Genomic DNA, 12433 nt, shown 5'->3' with positions numbered 1-12433 from the left:
GGAACTGCGACCCATGACCGTGTTGAAGATGACCGACCTCGATCTGCAAGGTAAGCGCGTACTGATTCGCGAAGACCTCAACGTCCCAGTCAAGGACGGTGTTGTCACCAGCGATGCGCGAATCCTGGCCTCGCTGCCGACCATCAAGCTGGCCCTGGAAAAAGGCGCGGCCGTGATGGTCTGCTCCCACCTGGGTCGCCCGACCGAAGGTGAGTTCTCCGCTGAAAACAGCCTCAAGCCTGTAGCCGACTACCTGAGCAAGGCCCTGGGCCGCGACGTGCCACTGGTGGCTGACTACCTGGGTGGCGTTGACGTCAAGCCTGGCGACATCGTGCTGTTCGAGAACGTGCGCTTTAACAAAGGCGAGAAAAAGAACAGCGACGAGCTGGCCCAGCAATACGCGGCCCTGTGCGACGTGTTTGTGATGGACGCCTTCGGCACCGCTCACCGTGCTGAAGGCTCGACCCACGGCGTGGCCAAGTTCGCCAAAGTCGCCGCAGCCGGCCCGCTGCTGGCCGCTGAGCTGGATGCACTGGGCAAAGCCCTGGGCGCTCCGGCGCAACCGATGGCCGCCATCGTGGCCGGTTCCAAAGTGTCCACCAAGCTGGACGTGCTCAACAGCCTGAGCCAGATCTGCAACCAGTTGATCGTTGGCGGCGGCATTGCCAACACCTTCCTGGCGGCAGCCGGGCACCCGGTGGGCAAGTCCCTGTACGAGCCGGACCTGCTCGACACCGCCCGTGCCATCGCGGCAAAAGTGAGCGTGCCGTTGCCGGTGGATGTGGTGGTTGCCAAGGAGTTTGCCGAAAGCGCCGAAGCCACCGTCAAGCTCATCGCGGACGTGGCTGCCGATGACATGATCCTGGACATCGGCCCGCAAACCGCGGCCAACTTCGCTGAATTGCTGAAGTCGTCCAAGACCATTTTGTGGAACGGCCCGGTGGGCGTGTTCGAGTTCGATCAATTCGGTAACGGCACCAAAGTCCTGGCCCACGCTATTGCTGAAAGCTCGGCATTCTCCATCGCCGGTGGCGGTGACACCCTGGCAGCGATCGATAAATATGGCGTTGCTGACCAGATCTCCTACATTTCTACCGGTGGTGGGGCATTCCTCGAATTCGTCGAAGGCAAAGTCCTGCCGGCCGTTGAAGTGCTGGAAACCCGAGCCAAAGGCTAAGGCTCGTGATCCGGAAAAGGAGTATTCCCATGATCAAGTCGTTGGCACTGGTAATCGCAGCAGGCCTGTTGGCCGGCTGCGGCAGCACGCCAAGCGCTAAGCCTGACCCGGCAGAGCGTGCGCCGGGGCAAAAAAAGAGCTGCTACCAGGCTGACTGGCAAGCCGAGACCATGCCGGTGATCAACAAGCGCATCGGCAACGAGCGGCTGGAGAAATACGACGCTGCGCCCAACGGTCAGGAACAGGGTTGCCCGTGACCGGTCTGATCAATTAACCGACAGCAGTGGCGGCCTTCGGGTCGCCGTTCGAGGATTGGCAATGAAAGGCGTATTCGCCCTGGCTGCATTGGCCTTGTTGGCCGGCTGCAGCAGCATGAACATGTTCAACAAGGCAGAGCCGGCGGACAAGTGGACGACCTGGACTTGCGACAGCAAGGCCGAGATCAACTGGCGCTTTGCCAATCAGGCCCGTTCCGAAGTGGATGTACGCCTCGGTGGTTCGGACCAGGTTTACCGTCTTAAGCAAGACGTTGCCGCCTCGGGCGTGCTGTACAGCAACGACCAGTTGGCGTTTCACACAAAAGGTGAGGAAGGCCTGATTTACTGGGTCGCCACCGATGATTTGATCGGGCGAGGCTGTAAGGCCCAATAAGACAGAACATGATCTCGAATGTGATGAGATCAAAATGTGGGAGCGGCGGTGCGACGGTTCGACTTGCTCGCGAATGCGGTGGGCCAGTCATGCATCAGGTAGCTGATACACCGCTTTCGCGAGCAAGCCCGCTCCCACAGTAGATCCGGTTCCAAAGTGACATAGATTTTGAATCGGAAACTGCAATAACGATTCAGCAGGCCAAGCCTTAACCCCTTGATCTGCAATAACTTGAATAGCAGCCGCCGCTACGGCAGGCTTGCACGATTAACGACCCTCGATCGGGAGAGACAACACAATGGCACTTATCAGCATGCGTCAAATGCTGGACCACGCAGCCGAGTTCGGCTACGGCGTCCCAGCCTTTAACGTCAACAACCTTGAGCAGATGCGCGCCATCATGGAAGCCGCTGACAAGACCGACTCCCCAGTGATCGTCCAGGCTTCGGCCGGTGCCCGCAAATACGCCGGCGCCCCGTTCCTGCGCCACCTGATCCTCGCGGCGATCGAAGAATTCCCACACATCCCGGTGTGCATGCACCAGGACCACGGCACCAGCCCTGACGTGTGCCAGCGTTCCATCCAACTGGGCTTCAGCTCGGTGATGATGGACGGCTCCCTGGGCGAAGACGGCAAGACCCCAACCGACTACGAGTACAACGTACGCGTCACCCAACAAACCGTGGCCATGGCTCACGCCTGCGGCGTCTCGGTTGAAGGCGAGCTGGGCTGCCTGGGTTCCCTGGAAACCGGTATGGCCGGCGAAGAAGACGGCATCGGCGCCGAAGGCGTGTTGGACCACAGCCAAATGCTGACCGACCCGGAAGAAGCGGCCGACTTCGTCAAGAAGACCCAAGTGGACGCCCTGGCCATCGCCATCGGTACCAGCCACGGCGCTTACAAATTCACCAAGCCACCTACCGGCGACGTGTTGGCCATCGACCGCATCAAGGAAATCCACAAACGCATCCCTAACACCCACCTGGTGATGCACGGTTCTTCCTCGGTACCGCAAGAGTGGCTGGCGATCATCAACCAGTACGGCGGCGACATCAAAGAAACCTACGGCGTGCCGGTTGAAGAAATCGTCGAAGGCATCAAGTACGGCGTGCGCAAGGTCAACATCGACACCGACCTGCGCCTGGCGTCCACCGGCGCAATGCGTCGCCTGATGGCCACCAACCCGAGCGAATTTGACCCGCGTAAATTCTTCGGCGCCACCGTAACCGCGATGCGTGATGTGTGTATCGCGCGTTACGAAGCCTTTGGTACTGCTGGCAATGCTTCGAAGATCAAACCGATCTCGTTGGAAGCGATGTACCAGCGGTATTTGAAAGGTGAGTTGAACGCTAAGGTGAACTGAGTCCTGGTCGTTTAAAAAGAAGCCCGCAGCGATGCGGGCTTTTTTCTGGCTTGGATTTGATCAGGCCACGTCAGGCCTATCGAAACCTCGATGCTCAATCACCCGGAACACATCGCTCACGTCCTGCACCAGAATGCGCGCAGTGTTGGCCACGTTGTTCAGGTCGCGCTCGGCGAAGTCCGGCAGGCTGGAGCAGGCGATCAGGTTGAGGTGTTCTAGCGCTGCGTTGAGACGTTCGCGCAGGCAGGCGTGGAGGTCCAGCAGTGGAGCGTCGCTGTCGATTAGCAGCACGGGGTAATCGGTTGCGGTTTCGGTGCAGGGACTGAAACGACGGGGTGGCAGTTGTTGGGTCATGGTGAATCCTTAACTCGAGAGAAGAATGACCACCGTTTGCTGCGAAACAAATTGGGTGGCAGCTGTACGCGGGTTCGCAGACCGAGGAGTTAAGACCCGGCAGACCCGAAGGTCTCCCACGCACAGCCGCCATAACAAGACGGCCATTGGCAGGAGCGCCAGGGCAGTTTTGACGGGTGCGGAATTAACTCTGTAGGGCTGCGAAACCCTATCGCCGGTCAATGCCAGCGACGGGGCGAACTATAAGCGCCGATCTGGCTTGCCGCAACGGTCGTGTAGGACGAGCACTTAACCCTCAACCAATGCGGAGCAACTGTGGGAGCCGGGCTTGCCCGCGATGGCGGTGTGTCAGCTGCCGCAAAGAGTGGCTGATCCACCGCTATCGCGGGCAAGCCCGGCTCCCACAGGGACTGGCGGTGTATTTAAGGGGTTGGACTACTCATGAATTGTCCTTGGGTTTGTCGGATATTACCTACGAACAGAAACGCTCCTGAGTTGTTTGCAGTCGGAACTGTCCTGAATACTAATAAGTTGATGTTCCGGCGGCGCTACAGCCTTTCTGTTTTATTGGTAGGTCATTGAAAGTACGCTTTTATCGGCCTTGGATCATTTAAGGTTGAGCCTTGATGATGTTCAATGACGGAGAATTGATGATGGGTTTTATTAAAGCCGCTGGCGTTATTCTAGCGCTGGCCGCGACAGGCTCGATTGCTTATGCGGATAGCCGGATATTTACCGCCTCTATTGACGATAAGGGGCAGGTCACGGCGCAGTCGCCCACCTGGGTGAAAGAGGTAAAGTTGACCGCGCAGCCCGATTACTTTTCAGAGTACAAGGTCAGGTTCGTCCCAGGCGTGTTTAAACAATCGCCACGTTTCTGCACGGTCTCGGTCACGGATGTCAGTTCCAATGAACATATCTTTTATGGCCATGCCAAGTTGGGCAGTGTTCCGGCTATTAATTACGTTAACGTATTGACACTCAGGGTCGGCGATAGCAAGCCAGCAGGTGATTCGTCGATGGGCTTCATGTTGATGTGTGTTGAGTAACTCATGTCAGTCAGAAGCCCCGGTATGAACGGGGCTTCTTTCACGTGTCACTCGTGATCAATATCCAACTTGGCAAACGTCACGCGTGCACCTTCCTTGCTATTCCCACTGTTGTCCTGCACATACACCCCAGCCTTGAAGTACAGCGGCTTCGCAGCCCACGCGGCGCCAATGCGCTCGTTCCATTGGCCGTCTGCGGCAGATACGCTGAGTAAACCGGCCTTATTGAGGTTGATCACATAGGTGAAGCTCTTCTCCAATGGCACGTTACTGGCGACGGTGACCACGCGCCCCTCACCATCATCCGGGCGCATGCGCACTTTGGCGACGATGTTGCCGGTCTGGGTCGATTCCTTGAATTGGTATTCCAGCTTGATCAGCGGTTTCTGGCTGTCATACGCGTGAATCTGGCCGATCACCACTTTGCCGCTGGAAGGCACTTGGTTGACGGTCACGGTGGCGCGCAGGAAGTTGTTGGCCTCGTTGTAAGTCCAGTTACGCAGGCGCCCGTCGGCGTAGGTTTCACGCAGTTCGCTGCGCGGGTAGATGGCGTTTTCGGTGCGGGTGCCGGTCACGGGTGTCCAGAATTGCACGTTGCTGCCTTCGGCCTGGAAATATTGGTCCTTGAAGCCGCTCAGCAGTTTCGGGGTGTCGATGGTCGCGGGCGGGGAGCCGACCGGAATGCTCAGGTTCCAGGTGGAAAGGTCGATCATGGTGTTGGCCTTTTACAGAGGTGACGGCTTTGGCCCGGGGGCCTTACAGGTTCTTTATAAGCGCTGATCGTCAGGTTGTTAAACAATTGCTGGCGATTTATTGGCGTCAGAGGAATGCCAAAAAGCCATGTTTCCCATGGTCCGTGGGCTGTAGGGGCTTACCGTTAGTCGGCTTCCTAAGCTTTGGCGCAATGATGGCACCCGCGTCACTTCTGCTTTTTTGGAACCGGGGCTAGAGTGAGACCTCAGTGTTTGTCCGGTTTTTATATCAGAAGTAACCGGTGCAACTCCTCAAGGAAGAGACGTAGCATGGATTGCGCTCCATACCCCGGCGATGGCAGTTCGGTTCTTCTGGTGGTCGACGACTACCCGGAAAACCTCATCAGCATGCGTGCGCTTTTGCAGCGTGAAGATTGGCAAGTGATGACCGCAGCTTCAGGGCTGGAGGCATTGGAATTACTGTTGGCGCACGAAGTCGACCTGGTGTTGCTGGATGTGCGCATGCCCGGCATGGATGGCTTTGAGGTGGCGCGCCTGATGCGTGGCAGCCAGCGTACGTGCATGACGCCGATTATTTTTTTGACCGCGCATGCCCAGTCTTCTGCGGCCGTGCTGGAAGGCTATGCCAGCGGTGCCATCGACTACCTGTTCAAGCCCTTCGACCCGCATATTCTCAAGCCCAAGGTCCAGGCCCTGCTGGAGCACCAGCGCAACCGCCGAGCCTTGCAGCGCCTGAGCCATGACCTGGAATCCGCGCGGGCCTTTAATGCCTCGGTGCTGGACAACGCCGCCGAGGGCATCCTGGTGGTGGGCGAGGCCAGTGTGATCCAGTACGCCAACCCGGCCATTTCGCGGTTGCTGAATGCCACGATGGCCGAGTTGCAGGGCGAGAGCTTTCTGAGTTTCCTGCAAAAGCCCCATGTGCCCACCTGGTTGGGGTTCCCGATGTATGAGGCCTATCGCAAGGGCGAGACCTGGCGCCAGCACGACGCTATTTTGCGCACCGGTCGCGGCCAGCAGGTGCCGGTGGCCTTGTCCTGCGCGCCTCTGCCCGCCGAGCAGAAGGCTATGGTGGTGACGGTGCTGGACATGTCCGAGGTGCGCCACCTGCATCAGCAACTGGAGTTCCAGGCGGTTACCGACCCGTTGACCGGGCTGCTGAATCGGCGTGGCTTTCACCAGGCAGTAGAGAACACCTTGCTGCGCAGCGAACGTAATGGGCTGTCGCTGGTGTTGCTCTACCTGGACCTCGACGGCTTCAAGCGCGTCAACGATTCGCTGGGCCACGACGCGGGGGATCGGGTGCTGCGCTGGGTCTCGGAGCAAATGCAGGCGTGTCTGCGGTCCTACGACATTCTCGGGCGTATGGGCGGGGATGAATTCACCGCTTTGCTGGAGCTGGAGTTTCCGGAGCAGGCGGCGAAGATTTCGGAAAAACTGATCGAGCGAGTGTCTGTCTGTCAGCAAGTCGATGGTTTGGACGTGATGCTCGGTGTCAGTATTGGTATTGCGACCTTCCCGGACTGCGGCGCTGACTTGAATGGCCTGCTGCGCGCGGCGGATATCGCCATGTACGAAGCCAAGCGTGCAGGGCGTCAGCAATATCGCTATTACGATCAGGAAATGAACGGCCGTGCCCGTTCGCGCCTGATGCTCGAAGACAGTGTACGTAACGCGATTCAAAACAAGGATTTCGCCCTGGTCTACCAGCCCCAGGTGTCGCTGGAGGATGGCCGTTTGCGCGGCGTCGAGGCGCTATTGCGCTGGCAGCACCCAAGCGTCGGCGATGTGCCGCCGGGCTTGTTTTTACCGTTGCTGGAAGAGGCGCGGCTGATCAGCCAGTTGAGCGCCTGGATCTACCAGCAAGTCGCCGCCCAGCGTCGGGCCTGGCAAGCCACCTTCGATGACGAGTTGGTGCTGAGCGTGAGCCTGAGCAGCAGCCAGTTCAACATGCCAAACCTGGCGAGCCAACTGCAGCAGGTCCTTGAGCGATATGGGTTGCAGGGGCGGCAGTTGGAGGTGGAGATCAGCGAAGACAGCCTGATGAGCAACCTTGAAGAAACCCACAAGCAGCTCAAACTATTGCGTCAGATCGGCGTGCGTATTGCCCTGGATGACTTTGGTTTGGGCCAATGCTCACTGGCCCATTTGCGTGATCTGGAGTTCGACACGCTCAAGCTGGACCCGCAACTGGTGGCATGTCTGCCAGGCTCGGTGCGCGATGCAGCGATGGCCCGCAGTATTATCCAGTTGTGCGGGCACTTTGACGTGTTGGTGATCGCCGAGGGGGTGGAAACCCAGGAGCAATCCCAGTGGCTCAGGGCCAATGGCTGCTCATGTATTCAAGGGCCGTGGGCGGCGCAGCCACTGGTGGCCGAGGAAATGGCGATCTGGTCCCACCCCCGGCCGCTTTGAATTCGCTACACTGGCGCCCATTCGAACCCTGTTGCAGACTCCATGACCGCGCTGAAATACCTCCAGGCCTACCCCGCAGCTCTCCAGGAGCAAGTGCGCCAATTGATCGCCAAGGACCAATTGGGCGCCTACCTGGAGCAGCGCTACCCCGAACGTCATGCGGTGCAGAGTGACAAGGCGCTGTACAGCTATGCCCTGGCCTTGAAGCAGGAACACCTGCGTAACGCGCCGGCCATCGACAAAGTCCTGTTCGACAACCGCCTGGACCTGACCCACCGCGCTTTAGGCCTGCACACCACTATTTCGCGGGTGCAGGGCGGTAATCTCAAATCCAAGAAAGAGATTCGCATCGCCGCGTTGTTCAAGGAGGCCGCGCCGGAGTTTCTGCGCATGATCGTGGTGCACGAGCTGGCGCACTTCAAGGAATCGGACCACAACAAGGCGTTCTACAAACTCTGCGAATACATGATGCCGGGCTACCATCAGGTGGAATTCGACCTGCGGGTTTACCTCACGTATCGCGACTTGCAGGGCAAGCCCTAACCTCATAAGGCTTTCGACCATGGATGTGAGCAAGACCAAAAGCAGTTTTTACCGCCGCCTGTATGTGGCGTACCTGATCGACAGTGGGCAGGCCAGCAGTGTCCCGGCGTTGACTGATGCCACCGGCATGCCACGGCGCACAGCGCAGGACACGATTGCGGCGTTGGCCGACCTGGATATCGTGTGTGAGTTCGAGCAGGCAGACGGCGCGCGCAATCATGCCGGGCACTATCGTATTCGTAGCTGGGGGGCGATTGATCGGGGGTGGATCGAGGCTAATCTGGCGTCGATCAAGCAGGTGTTGGGGTATCCCTGAATGTGGCGGTGATTGGACTGACGCTTTCGCGAGCAAGCCCGCTCCCACATTCGACCGCGTTTCAACGGTCGGACGCGGTTAACTGTGGGAGCGGGCTTGCTCGCGAAAGGGCCATCAGGCGCGCCGCATGCCTATATGGGGAATATCATCTTCCAGGTATTCCTCACCCGCCACCACAAACCCATACCGCCCGTAATACCCCTGCAGATGCGCCTGGGCTGACAGAAAGATCGGCGTCTCAGGCCAGATATCTTCAATGCGCTTGAGGGTCTCTTCCATCATTTGGTGGCCCAGCCCGGTGCCGCGTGCCACCGGCGCGACGATCACTCGGCCGATCACCACATCACCACCCTGTGATTCCGGGTCGAGCAAGCGCAGGTACGCCACCAACGCGTCATCCTTCCAGGCCATCAAGTGGTGGGTATCACCCGAAAGATCCTGGCCGTCGAGGTCCGGGTAAACGCATTTCTGTTCAACGACAAAGACCTCGCTGCGTAGGCGCAAAATCGCGTAAAGCTGCTCCTTGCCCAAGTCATCGTGATGTTTGCAGACCCATTCAACGGTCATGGCGTGCTCTCTTATTAATGTCTGTTGTCGATAGTAAGCGCCTGCGGCCCCCCTGTCTAAATCGAGCGTTTTTGTGAATGGCGTCAATTCGCCATCATTCAGTGCAATCGCTGCTGGCTTCTTTGTGTAATCTGCAATGCAGGCTCATTGATGAGCTACTGTTATCAGGCCACTGCCTGCCCGCCAAGGACTTTAAGCATGCCGCGATTTTCTCGTGCCGTTGCTTTGATAGGAGTGTTGTTGCTGGCCCAGCCTGCGGTCGCACAACGTCTGCGCCTGGTGGCGGATGCCTGGCCGCCTTTTACCGATGCCACCTTGATCAACGGCGGCTTGGCCACCGATATCGTCAGCACGGCCCTTGCTCGCGCAGGCTACGCCAGTGACTTTGAACAAGTGCCCTGGGCTCGGGCGCTGATGGGCGTGGGCGACGGCCGCTATGACGTGCTGGTCAATGCCTGGTACGACGATGCGCGTACCAAACTGGGACAGTTTTCCGGTGAATACCTGCTTAACCGTGTGCGGTTTATCAAGCGCCGCGATGATCCCATCGACTATCAGGACCTGGAGCAACTGCACGACGAATCCATCGCCGTGGTGCGCGGGTATGCCTATTCGGCGGCGTTCGATCAGGATGCACACCTGCAGAAGGTGCCTGTGCATAATTTCGCCATGGCCGTGCGCATGCTCGCGGCGCAGCGCGTAAGGCTGACGCTGGAAGATGAATATGTTGCCCGCTACTACTTGGCGCGCGAGTCGGCGCGGGTGCGCAATGCGGTGGAGTTTTTACCCAAGCCACTGAGTGAAAACAGCCTGCATATTCTAGTGAGCCTGAAGAACCCCGAGCATGAGGAGATCGTCGCCAGCTTTGACCGGGAGATTGCCAAGATGAAGGTCGATGGCAGTTACGAGCGGTTGATGAAGGCGCATGGGATGTAGTGTTCTTGCGGGCGCCATCGCGGGCAAGCCCGGCTCCTACAGGTAAGCGCATTCCAACGTGGGCGCTGGCTTGCCTGCGATGGCGATTTAAGCTTCGGCAGTATCTTTGATCAGATGCGCCGCCAGCGTTCGCAACGGCCCCAGCTGCCGACAGATCAATGCCAATTGTGTCTGCACCAACCGTTGCCCTTCATCGATCTCATCCGGCATCTGTTCCAGTTCCGCCGCCAAGGCTTCCTCGGCATCGCTCTGAATCGCGACCGGCTGCTTGTTGGCCAGCCCGGTGGCGATCTCATCGATGCTCGCCGCCAGGCTGTTGCCGGCGCCGTCGATCAGATGCTCACGCACTTCGGCCGGCAGTTGGGTCTCGCGGTGTGCGCCCAGCCCCGACAGGTAGCTGAGCAAGGTGTGCGAGAGCACCAGGAAGCGGAAGCCTACGTCGGCCTCTTTGCGAAAATGCCCCGGCTCCATCAACATATTGGCCAGTGTCGTGGACAGCGCCGCATCCGCGTTGTGGGCGTTACGCCGCGCCAGCCGATAAGCCAGGTCGTCGCTCTTGCCCGCCGCGTATTGCTGCATGATCTGGCGCAGGTAGATGCTGTTGCAGGTCAGGGTGTTGGCCAGCACCTTGTTCAGGCGGCGACCTTGCCAGTCCGGCAGGAACAGGAAGACCGCCAGGCCGGCGATCAGGCTGCCGAGCAAGGTATCGAACAGCCGTGGCAGGAACAGCCCGTAGCCATCGCCCACCTGGTTGAAGCAGAACAACACCATCAGCGTGATCGCCGCCGTAGCCAGGGTGTAGCGGGTGGTGCGGTTGATAAAGAACACCAGGCCTGCGGCAATGGCGAACAGCGATTGCACCAGCGGGCTTGGGAACAGGTCGAACAGCGCCCAGGCCACGGTCAACCCGATGGCAGTGCCGATGATCCGTTGGCCGAGCTTGCGCCGGGTGGCGCCGTAGTTGGGCTGGCAGACGAACAGGGTGGTGAGGATGATCCAGTAGCCCTGGGAGGCGTGAATGGCATGCAAGGTGCCGTAGCCGATGGTCAGCGCCAGGGCGAGGCGCAAGGCATGGCGGAACAGCAGTGACGTCGGCGTCAGCTGCGTGCGCAGGCGCGTCCACATTTCCTTCAGGTTGCGCGGGGCGCGGTCCAGCAGGTTGCTGTCGGTGGCATCCGCGAGGGAGTCGGGGTTGCTGGCGTCGCCGAGCAGGCGGTCGAGGGTGGACAGGTTGGCGGCCAGGGCGCGCAACGAGCGCAGCAAGCCGCGCCACGCGGGGTTGCTCTGGATGCGCAGGTGTTCCAGCGAGGCATTCAGGTCGCCCAGGGCTTCGGCGAAGCTGTCGTCATAAATGAAGGGCTGGCGCAGCTGGATCGACTCGCCCAGGGTCTGGCAGGCCTTGGCTTGCTGGCGCAGCAGGCGCTGGCAGCGGAACAGCACATCGCTGTGGAAGAAGGCTTCGGCCAGGGCGTTGTAAGGGTAGTGGGACGAACTGGCACGCTCGTGGATGTCCTGGGCCAGGAAGTACAGCTTCAGGTAGCGGCTGACCTTCGAGCCCGGTCGACCATTGCCCACGCGGTGCAGGATGATTTCCTTCGCCGCATTCAGCGCCGCAACGACGCGGCCATTTTGCTGGGCCAGTTCCAGCCGCCGTGCTTCCACATCCAGTTGGCGGATCGGTTCGAACAGCGACGATTTGAGCTTGAGGTAGCGCCCCAACTCGCGAAACAACCGCGCCAGGCTCTGTTGCACCGGCTGGTTGGAAAACAGCGCCTGCCACAGCACCGACAGCACGCCGTACCACGCGGCACCGGCCACCAGCAGCAGCGGCTCATGCCAGAAATCGGTGACGGCCCCCCCGCGCTGGTCCACGCCGATCATGGTGTACACCGACAGAATCAATGTGGCCGACGCAATCGCGCCATAGCGTTCGCCGAGGGCGCCGAGCATGGTCAGGCAGAAACTGGCCAGGGCCAGGGCGATGGCGAAAATCCAGGGATAAGGGAACAGCAGCTCCACCGACAGCGCAGCGATGCTGAAACATACCAGCGTTACCGCCAGGGCATTGAGGCGGCCTTGCCAGCTGTCATCGGTCTCGGCCAGGGCGCTGGCGATAATCCCCAGGAACAGCGGGATCAGCAGGGTCATTTCATCCTGATACCAGCACAGCGCCATGCTGCCGGTGAGGGCGATGAATACCCGTACGCTGTAACTGAATTTATCCAGGGCCCACAGGCGCCGCATGGACTGCTTGAACGAGGTCGATGACATGAAGTCTGGAGTCTTCCGGGACGATGCCGCTAAATTGAGCCAGTAATGACGCCACGGCAAGCGTAGCGATCACATCCA

13 protein-coding genes are annotated in these 12433 nt (G+C 59.5%); 9 read left to right on the top strand and 4 right to left on the bottom strand.

Annotation, left to right across the window (positions count from 1 at the left end):
- Positions 1 to 13 precede the first annotated feature (13 nt).
- The 4 genes from ACLBW8_RS07720 to fba all read left to right on the top strand — a co-directional run bounded on the left by ACLBW8_RS07720 (position 14) and on the right by fba (position 3191).
- Positions 14 to 1177, top strand: coding sequence for a phosphoglycerate kinase (locus ACLBW8_RS07720; protein ID WP_106575625.1), 1164 nt, complete (start codon positions 14 to 16; stop codon positions 1175 to 1177).
- Between the two features lie 29 nt (positions 1178 to 1206).
- Positions 1207 to 1434 carry a hypothetical protein gene (locus tag ACLBW8_RS07715; protein ID WP_064454491.1) on the top strand — a complete coding sequence of 76 codons (228 nt, stop codon included), beginning with the start codon at positions 1207 to 1209 and terminating at the stop codon, positions 1432 to 1434.
- 61 nt (positions 1435 to 1495) lie between these two features.
- On the top strand, positions 1496 to 1828 hold the full coding sequence (locus ACLBW8_RS07710; protein WP_064454490.1) for an MliC family protein: 333 nt from the start codon (positions 1496 to 1498) through the stop codon (positions 1826 to 1828).
- Positions 1829 to 2126: 298 nt separating this feature from the next.
- The gene (fba, locus tag ACLBW8_RS07705; protein ID WP_003177554.1) at positions 2127 to 3191 is read left to right on the top strand and encodes a class II fructose-bisphosphate aldolase; all 1065 of its coding nucleotides are present in this window, start codon (positions 2127 to 2129) and stop codon (positions 3189 to 3191) included.
- Positions 3192 to 3251: 60 nt separating this feature from the next.
- On the opposite strand, the gene ACLBW8_RS07700 is transcribed toward fba, so the two are convergent.
- A complete protein-coding gene (locus ACLBW8_RS07700) occupies positions 3252 to 3545 on the bottom strand; it encodes a fructose-bisphosphate aldolase (RefSeq protein WP_447805088.1) in 294 nt (97 codons plus the stop codon).
- Between the two features lie 626 nt (positions 3546 to 4171).
- Here ACLBW8_RS07700 and ACLBW8_RS07695 point away from each other — a divergent pair.
- Complete coding sequence (locus tag ACLBW8_RS07695) at positions 4172 to 4594, top strand: hypothetical protein (RefSeq protein ID WP_447805087.1); 423 nt, start codon at positions 4172 to 4174, stop codon at positions 4592 to 4594.
- Positions 4595 to 4641: 47 nt separating this feature from the next.
- Here ACLBW8_RS07695 and ACLBW8_RS07690 read toward each other — a convergent pair whose 3' ends face one another.
- Entirely contained in the window at positions 4642 to 5307 is a 666-nt protein-coding gene (locus ACLBW8_RS07690) for a polysaccharide lyase family 7 protein (RefSeq protein WP_064454487.1), read from the bottom strand.
- A gap of 309 nt (positions 5308 to 5616) precedes the next feature.
- Between ACLBW8_RS07690 and ACLBW8_RS07685 the strand changes: the two genes are divergently transcribed.
- Genes ACLBW8_RS07685 through ACLBW8_RS07675 form a run of 3 tightly spaced genes read left to right on the top strand, consistent with a single transcriptional unit; the run spans position 5617 to position 8581 of the window.
- Positions 5617 to 7722, top strand: coding sequence for a putative bifunctional diguanylate cyclase/phosphodiesterase (locus ACLBW8_RS07685; protein ID WP_447805086.1), 2106 nt, complete (start codon positions 5617 to 5619; stop codon positions 7720 to 7722).
- A gap of 42 nt (positions 7723 to 7764) precedes the next feature.
- Entirely contained in the window at positions 7765 to 8265 is a 501-nt protein-coding gene (locus tag ACLBW8_RS07680) for a M48 metallopeptidase family protein (RefSeq protein WP_064454485.1), read from the top strand.
- A gap of 19 nt (positions 8266 to 8284) precedes the next feature.
- A complete protein-coding gene (locus ACLBW8_RS07675; protein ID WP_447805085.1) occupies positions 8285 to 8581 on the top strand; it encodes a winged helix-turn-helix domain-containing protein in 297 nt (98 codons plus the stop codon).
- 114 nt (positions 8582 to 8695) lie between these two features.
- On the opposite strand, the gene ACLBW8_RS07670 is transcribed toward ACLBW8_RS07675, so the two are convergent.
- Complete coding sequence (locus tag ACLBW8_RS07670) at positions 8696 to 9148, bottom strand: GNAT family N-acetyltransferase (protein WP_447805084.1); 453 nt, start codon at positions 9146 to 9148, stop codon at positions 8696 to 8698.
- A gap of 198 nt (positions 9149 to 9346) precedes the next feature.
- Here ACLBW8_RS07670 and ACLBW8_RS07665 point away from each other — a divergent pair, with 198 nt between their 5' ends.
- Complete coding sequence (locus tag ACLBW8_RS07665) at positions 9347 to 10084, top strand: substrate-binding periplasmic protein (protein ID WP_262666440.1); 738 nt, start codon at positions 9347 to 9349, stop codon at positions 10082 to 10084.
- Positions 10085 to 10171: 87 nt separating this feature from the next.
- On the opposite strand, the gene yccS is transcribed toward ACLBW8_RS07665, so the two are convergent.
- On the bottom strand, positions 10172 to 12355 hold the full coding sequence (gene yccS, locus ACLBW8_RS07660) for a YccS family putative transporter (protein ID WP_262666439.1): 2184 nt from the start codon (positions 12353 to 12355) through the stop codon (positions 10172 to 10174).
- Between the last annotated feature and the right edge of the window lie 78 nt (positions 12356 to 12433).

It is taken from the genome of Pseudomonas sp. M5A4_2d, from assembly GCF_053345295.1.
This window is presented reverse-complemented; position numbering and strand designations above follow the sequence as displayed.

What these genes read in the sequence shown, in the direction of transcription:
- ACLBW8_RS07720 (WP_106575625.1), top strand. Translation starts at nt 14, where the DNA reads ATGACCGTGTTGAAGATGACCGACCTCGATCTGCAAGGTAAGCGCGTA.
- ACLBW8_RS07715 (WP_064454491.1), top strand. Translation starts at nt 1,207, where the DNA reads ATGATCAAGTCGTTGGCACTGGTAATCGCAGCAGGCCTGTTGGCCGGC.
- ACLBW8_RS07710 (WP_064454490.1), top strand. Translation starts at nt 1,496, where the DNA reads ATGAAAGGCGTATTCGCCCTGGCTGCATTGGCCTTGTTGGCCGGCTGC.
- fba (WP_003177554.1), top strand. Translation starts at nt 2,127, where the DNA reads ATGGCACTTATCAGCATGCGTCAAATGCTGGACCACGCAGCCGAGTTC.
- ACLBW8_RS07700 (WP_447805088.1), bottom strand. Translation starts at nt 3,545, where the DNA reads ATGACCCAACAACTGCCACCCCGTCGTTTCAGTCCCTGCACCGAAACC.
- ACLBW8_RS07695 (WP_447805087.1), top strand. Translation starts at nt 4,172, where the DNA reads ATGATGTTCAATGACGGAGAATTGATGATGGGTTTTATTAAAGCCGCT.
- ACLBW8_RS07690 (WP_064454487.1), bottom strand. Translation starts at nt 5,307, where the DNA reads ATGATCGACCTTTCCACCTGGAACCTGAGCATTCCGGTCGGCTCCCCG.
- ACLBW8_RS07685 (WP_447805086.1), top strand. Translation starts at nt 5,617, where the DNA reads ATGGATTGCGCTCCATACCCCGGCGATGGCAGTTCGGTTCTTCTGGTG.
- ACLBW8_RS07680 (WP_064454485.1), top strand. Translation starts at nt 7,765, where the DNA reads ATGACCGCGCTGAAATACCTCCAGGCCTACCCCGCAGCTCTCCAGGAG.
- ACLBW8_RS07675 (WP_447805085.1), top strand. Translation starts at nt 8,285, where the DNA reads ATGGATGTGAGCAAGACCAAAAGCAGTTTTTACCGCCGCCTGTATGTG.
- ACLBW8_RS07670 (WP_447805084.1), bottom strand. Translation starts at nt 9,148, where the DNA reads ATGACCGTTGAATGGGTCTGCAAACATCACGATGACTTGGGCAAGGAG.
- ACLBW8_RS07665 (WP_262666440.1), top strand. Translation starts at nt 9,347, where the DNA reads ATGCCGCGATTTTCTCGTGCCGTTGCTTTGATAGGAGTGTTGTTGCTG.
- yccS (WP_262666439.1), bottom strand. Translation starts at nt 12,355, where the DNA reads ATGTCATCGACCTCGTTCAAGCAGTCCATGCGGCGCCTGTGGGCCCTG.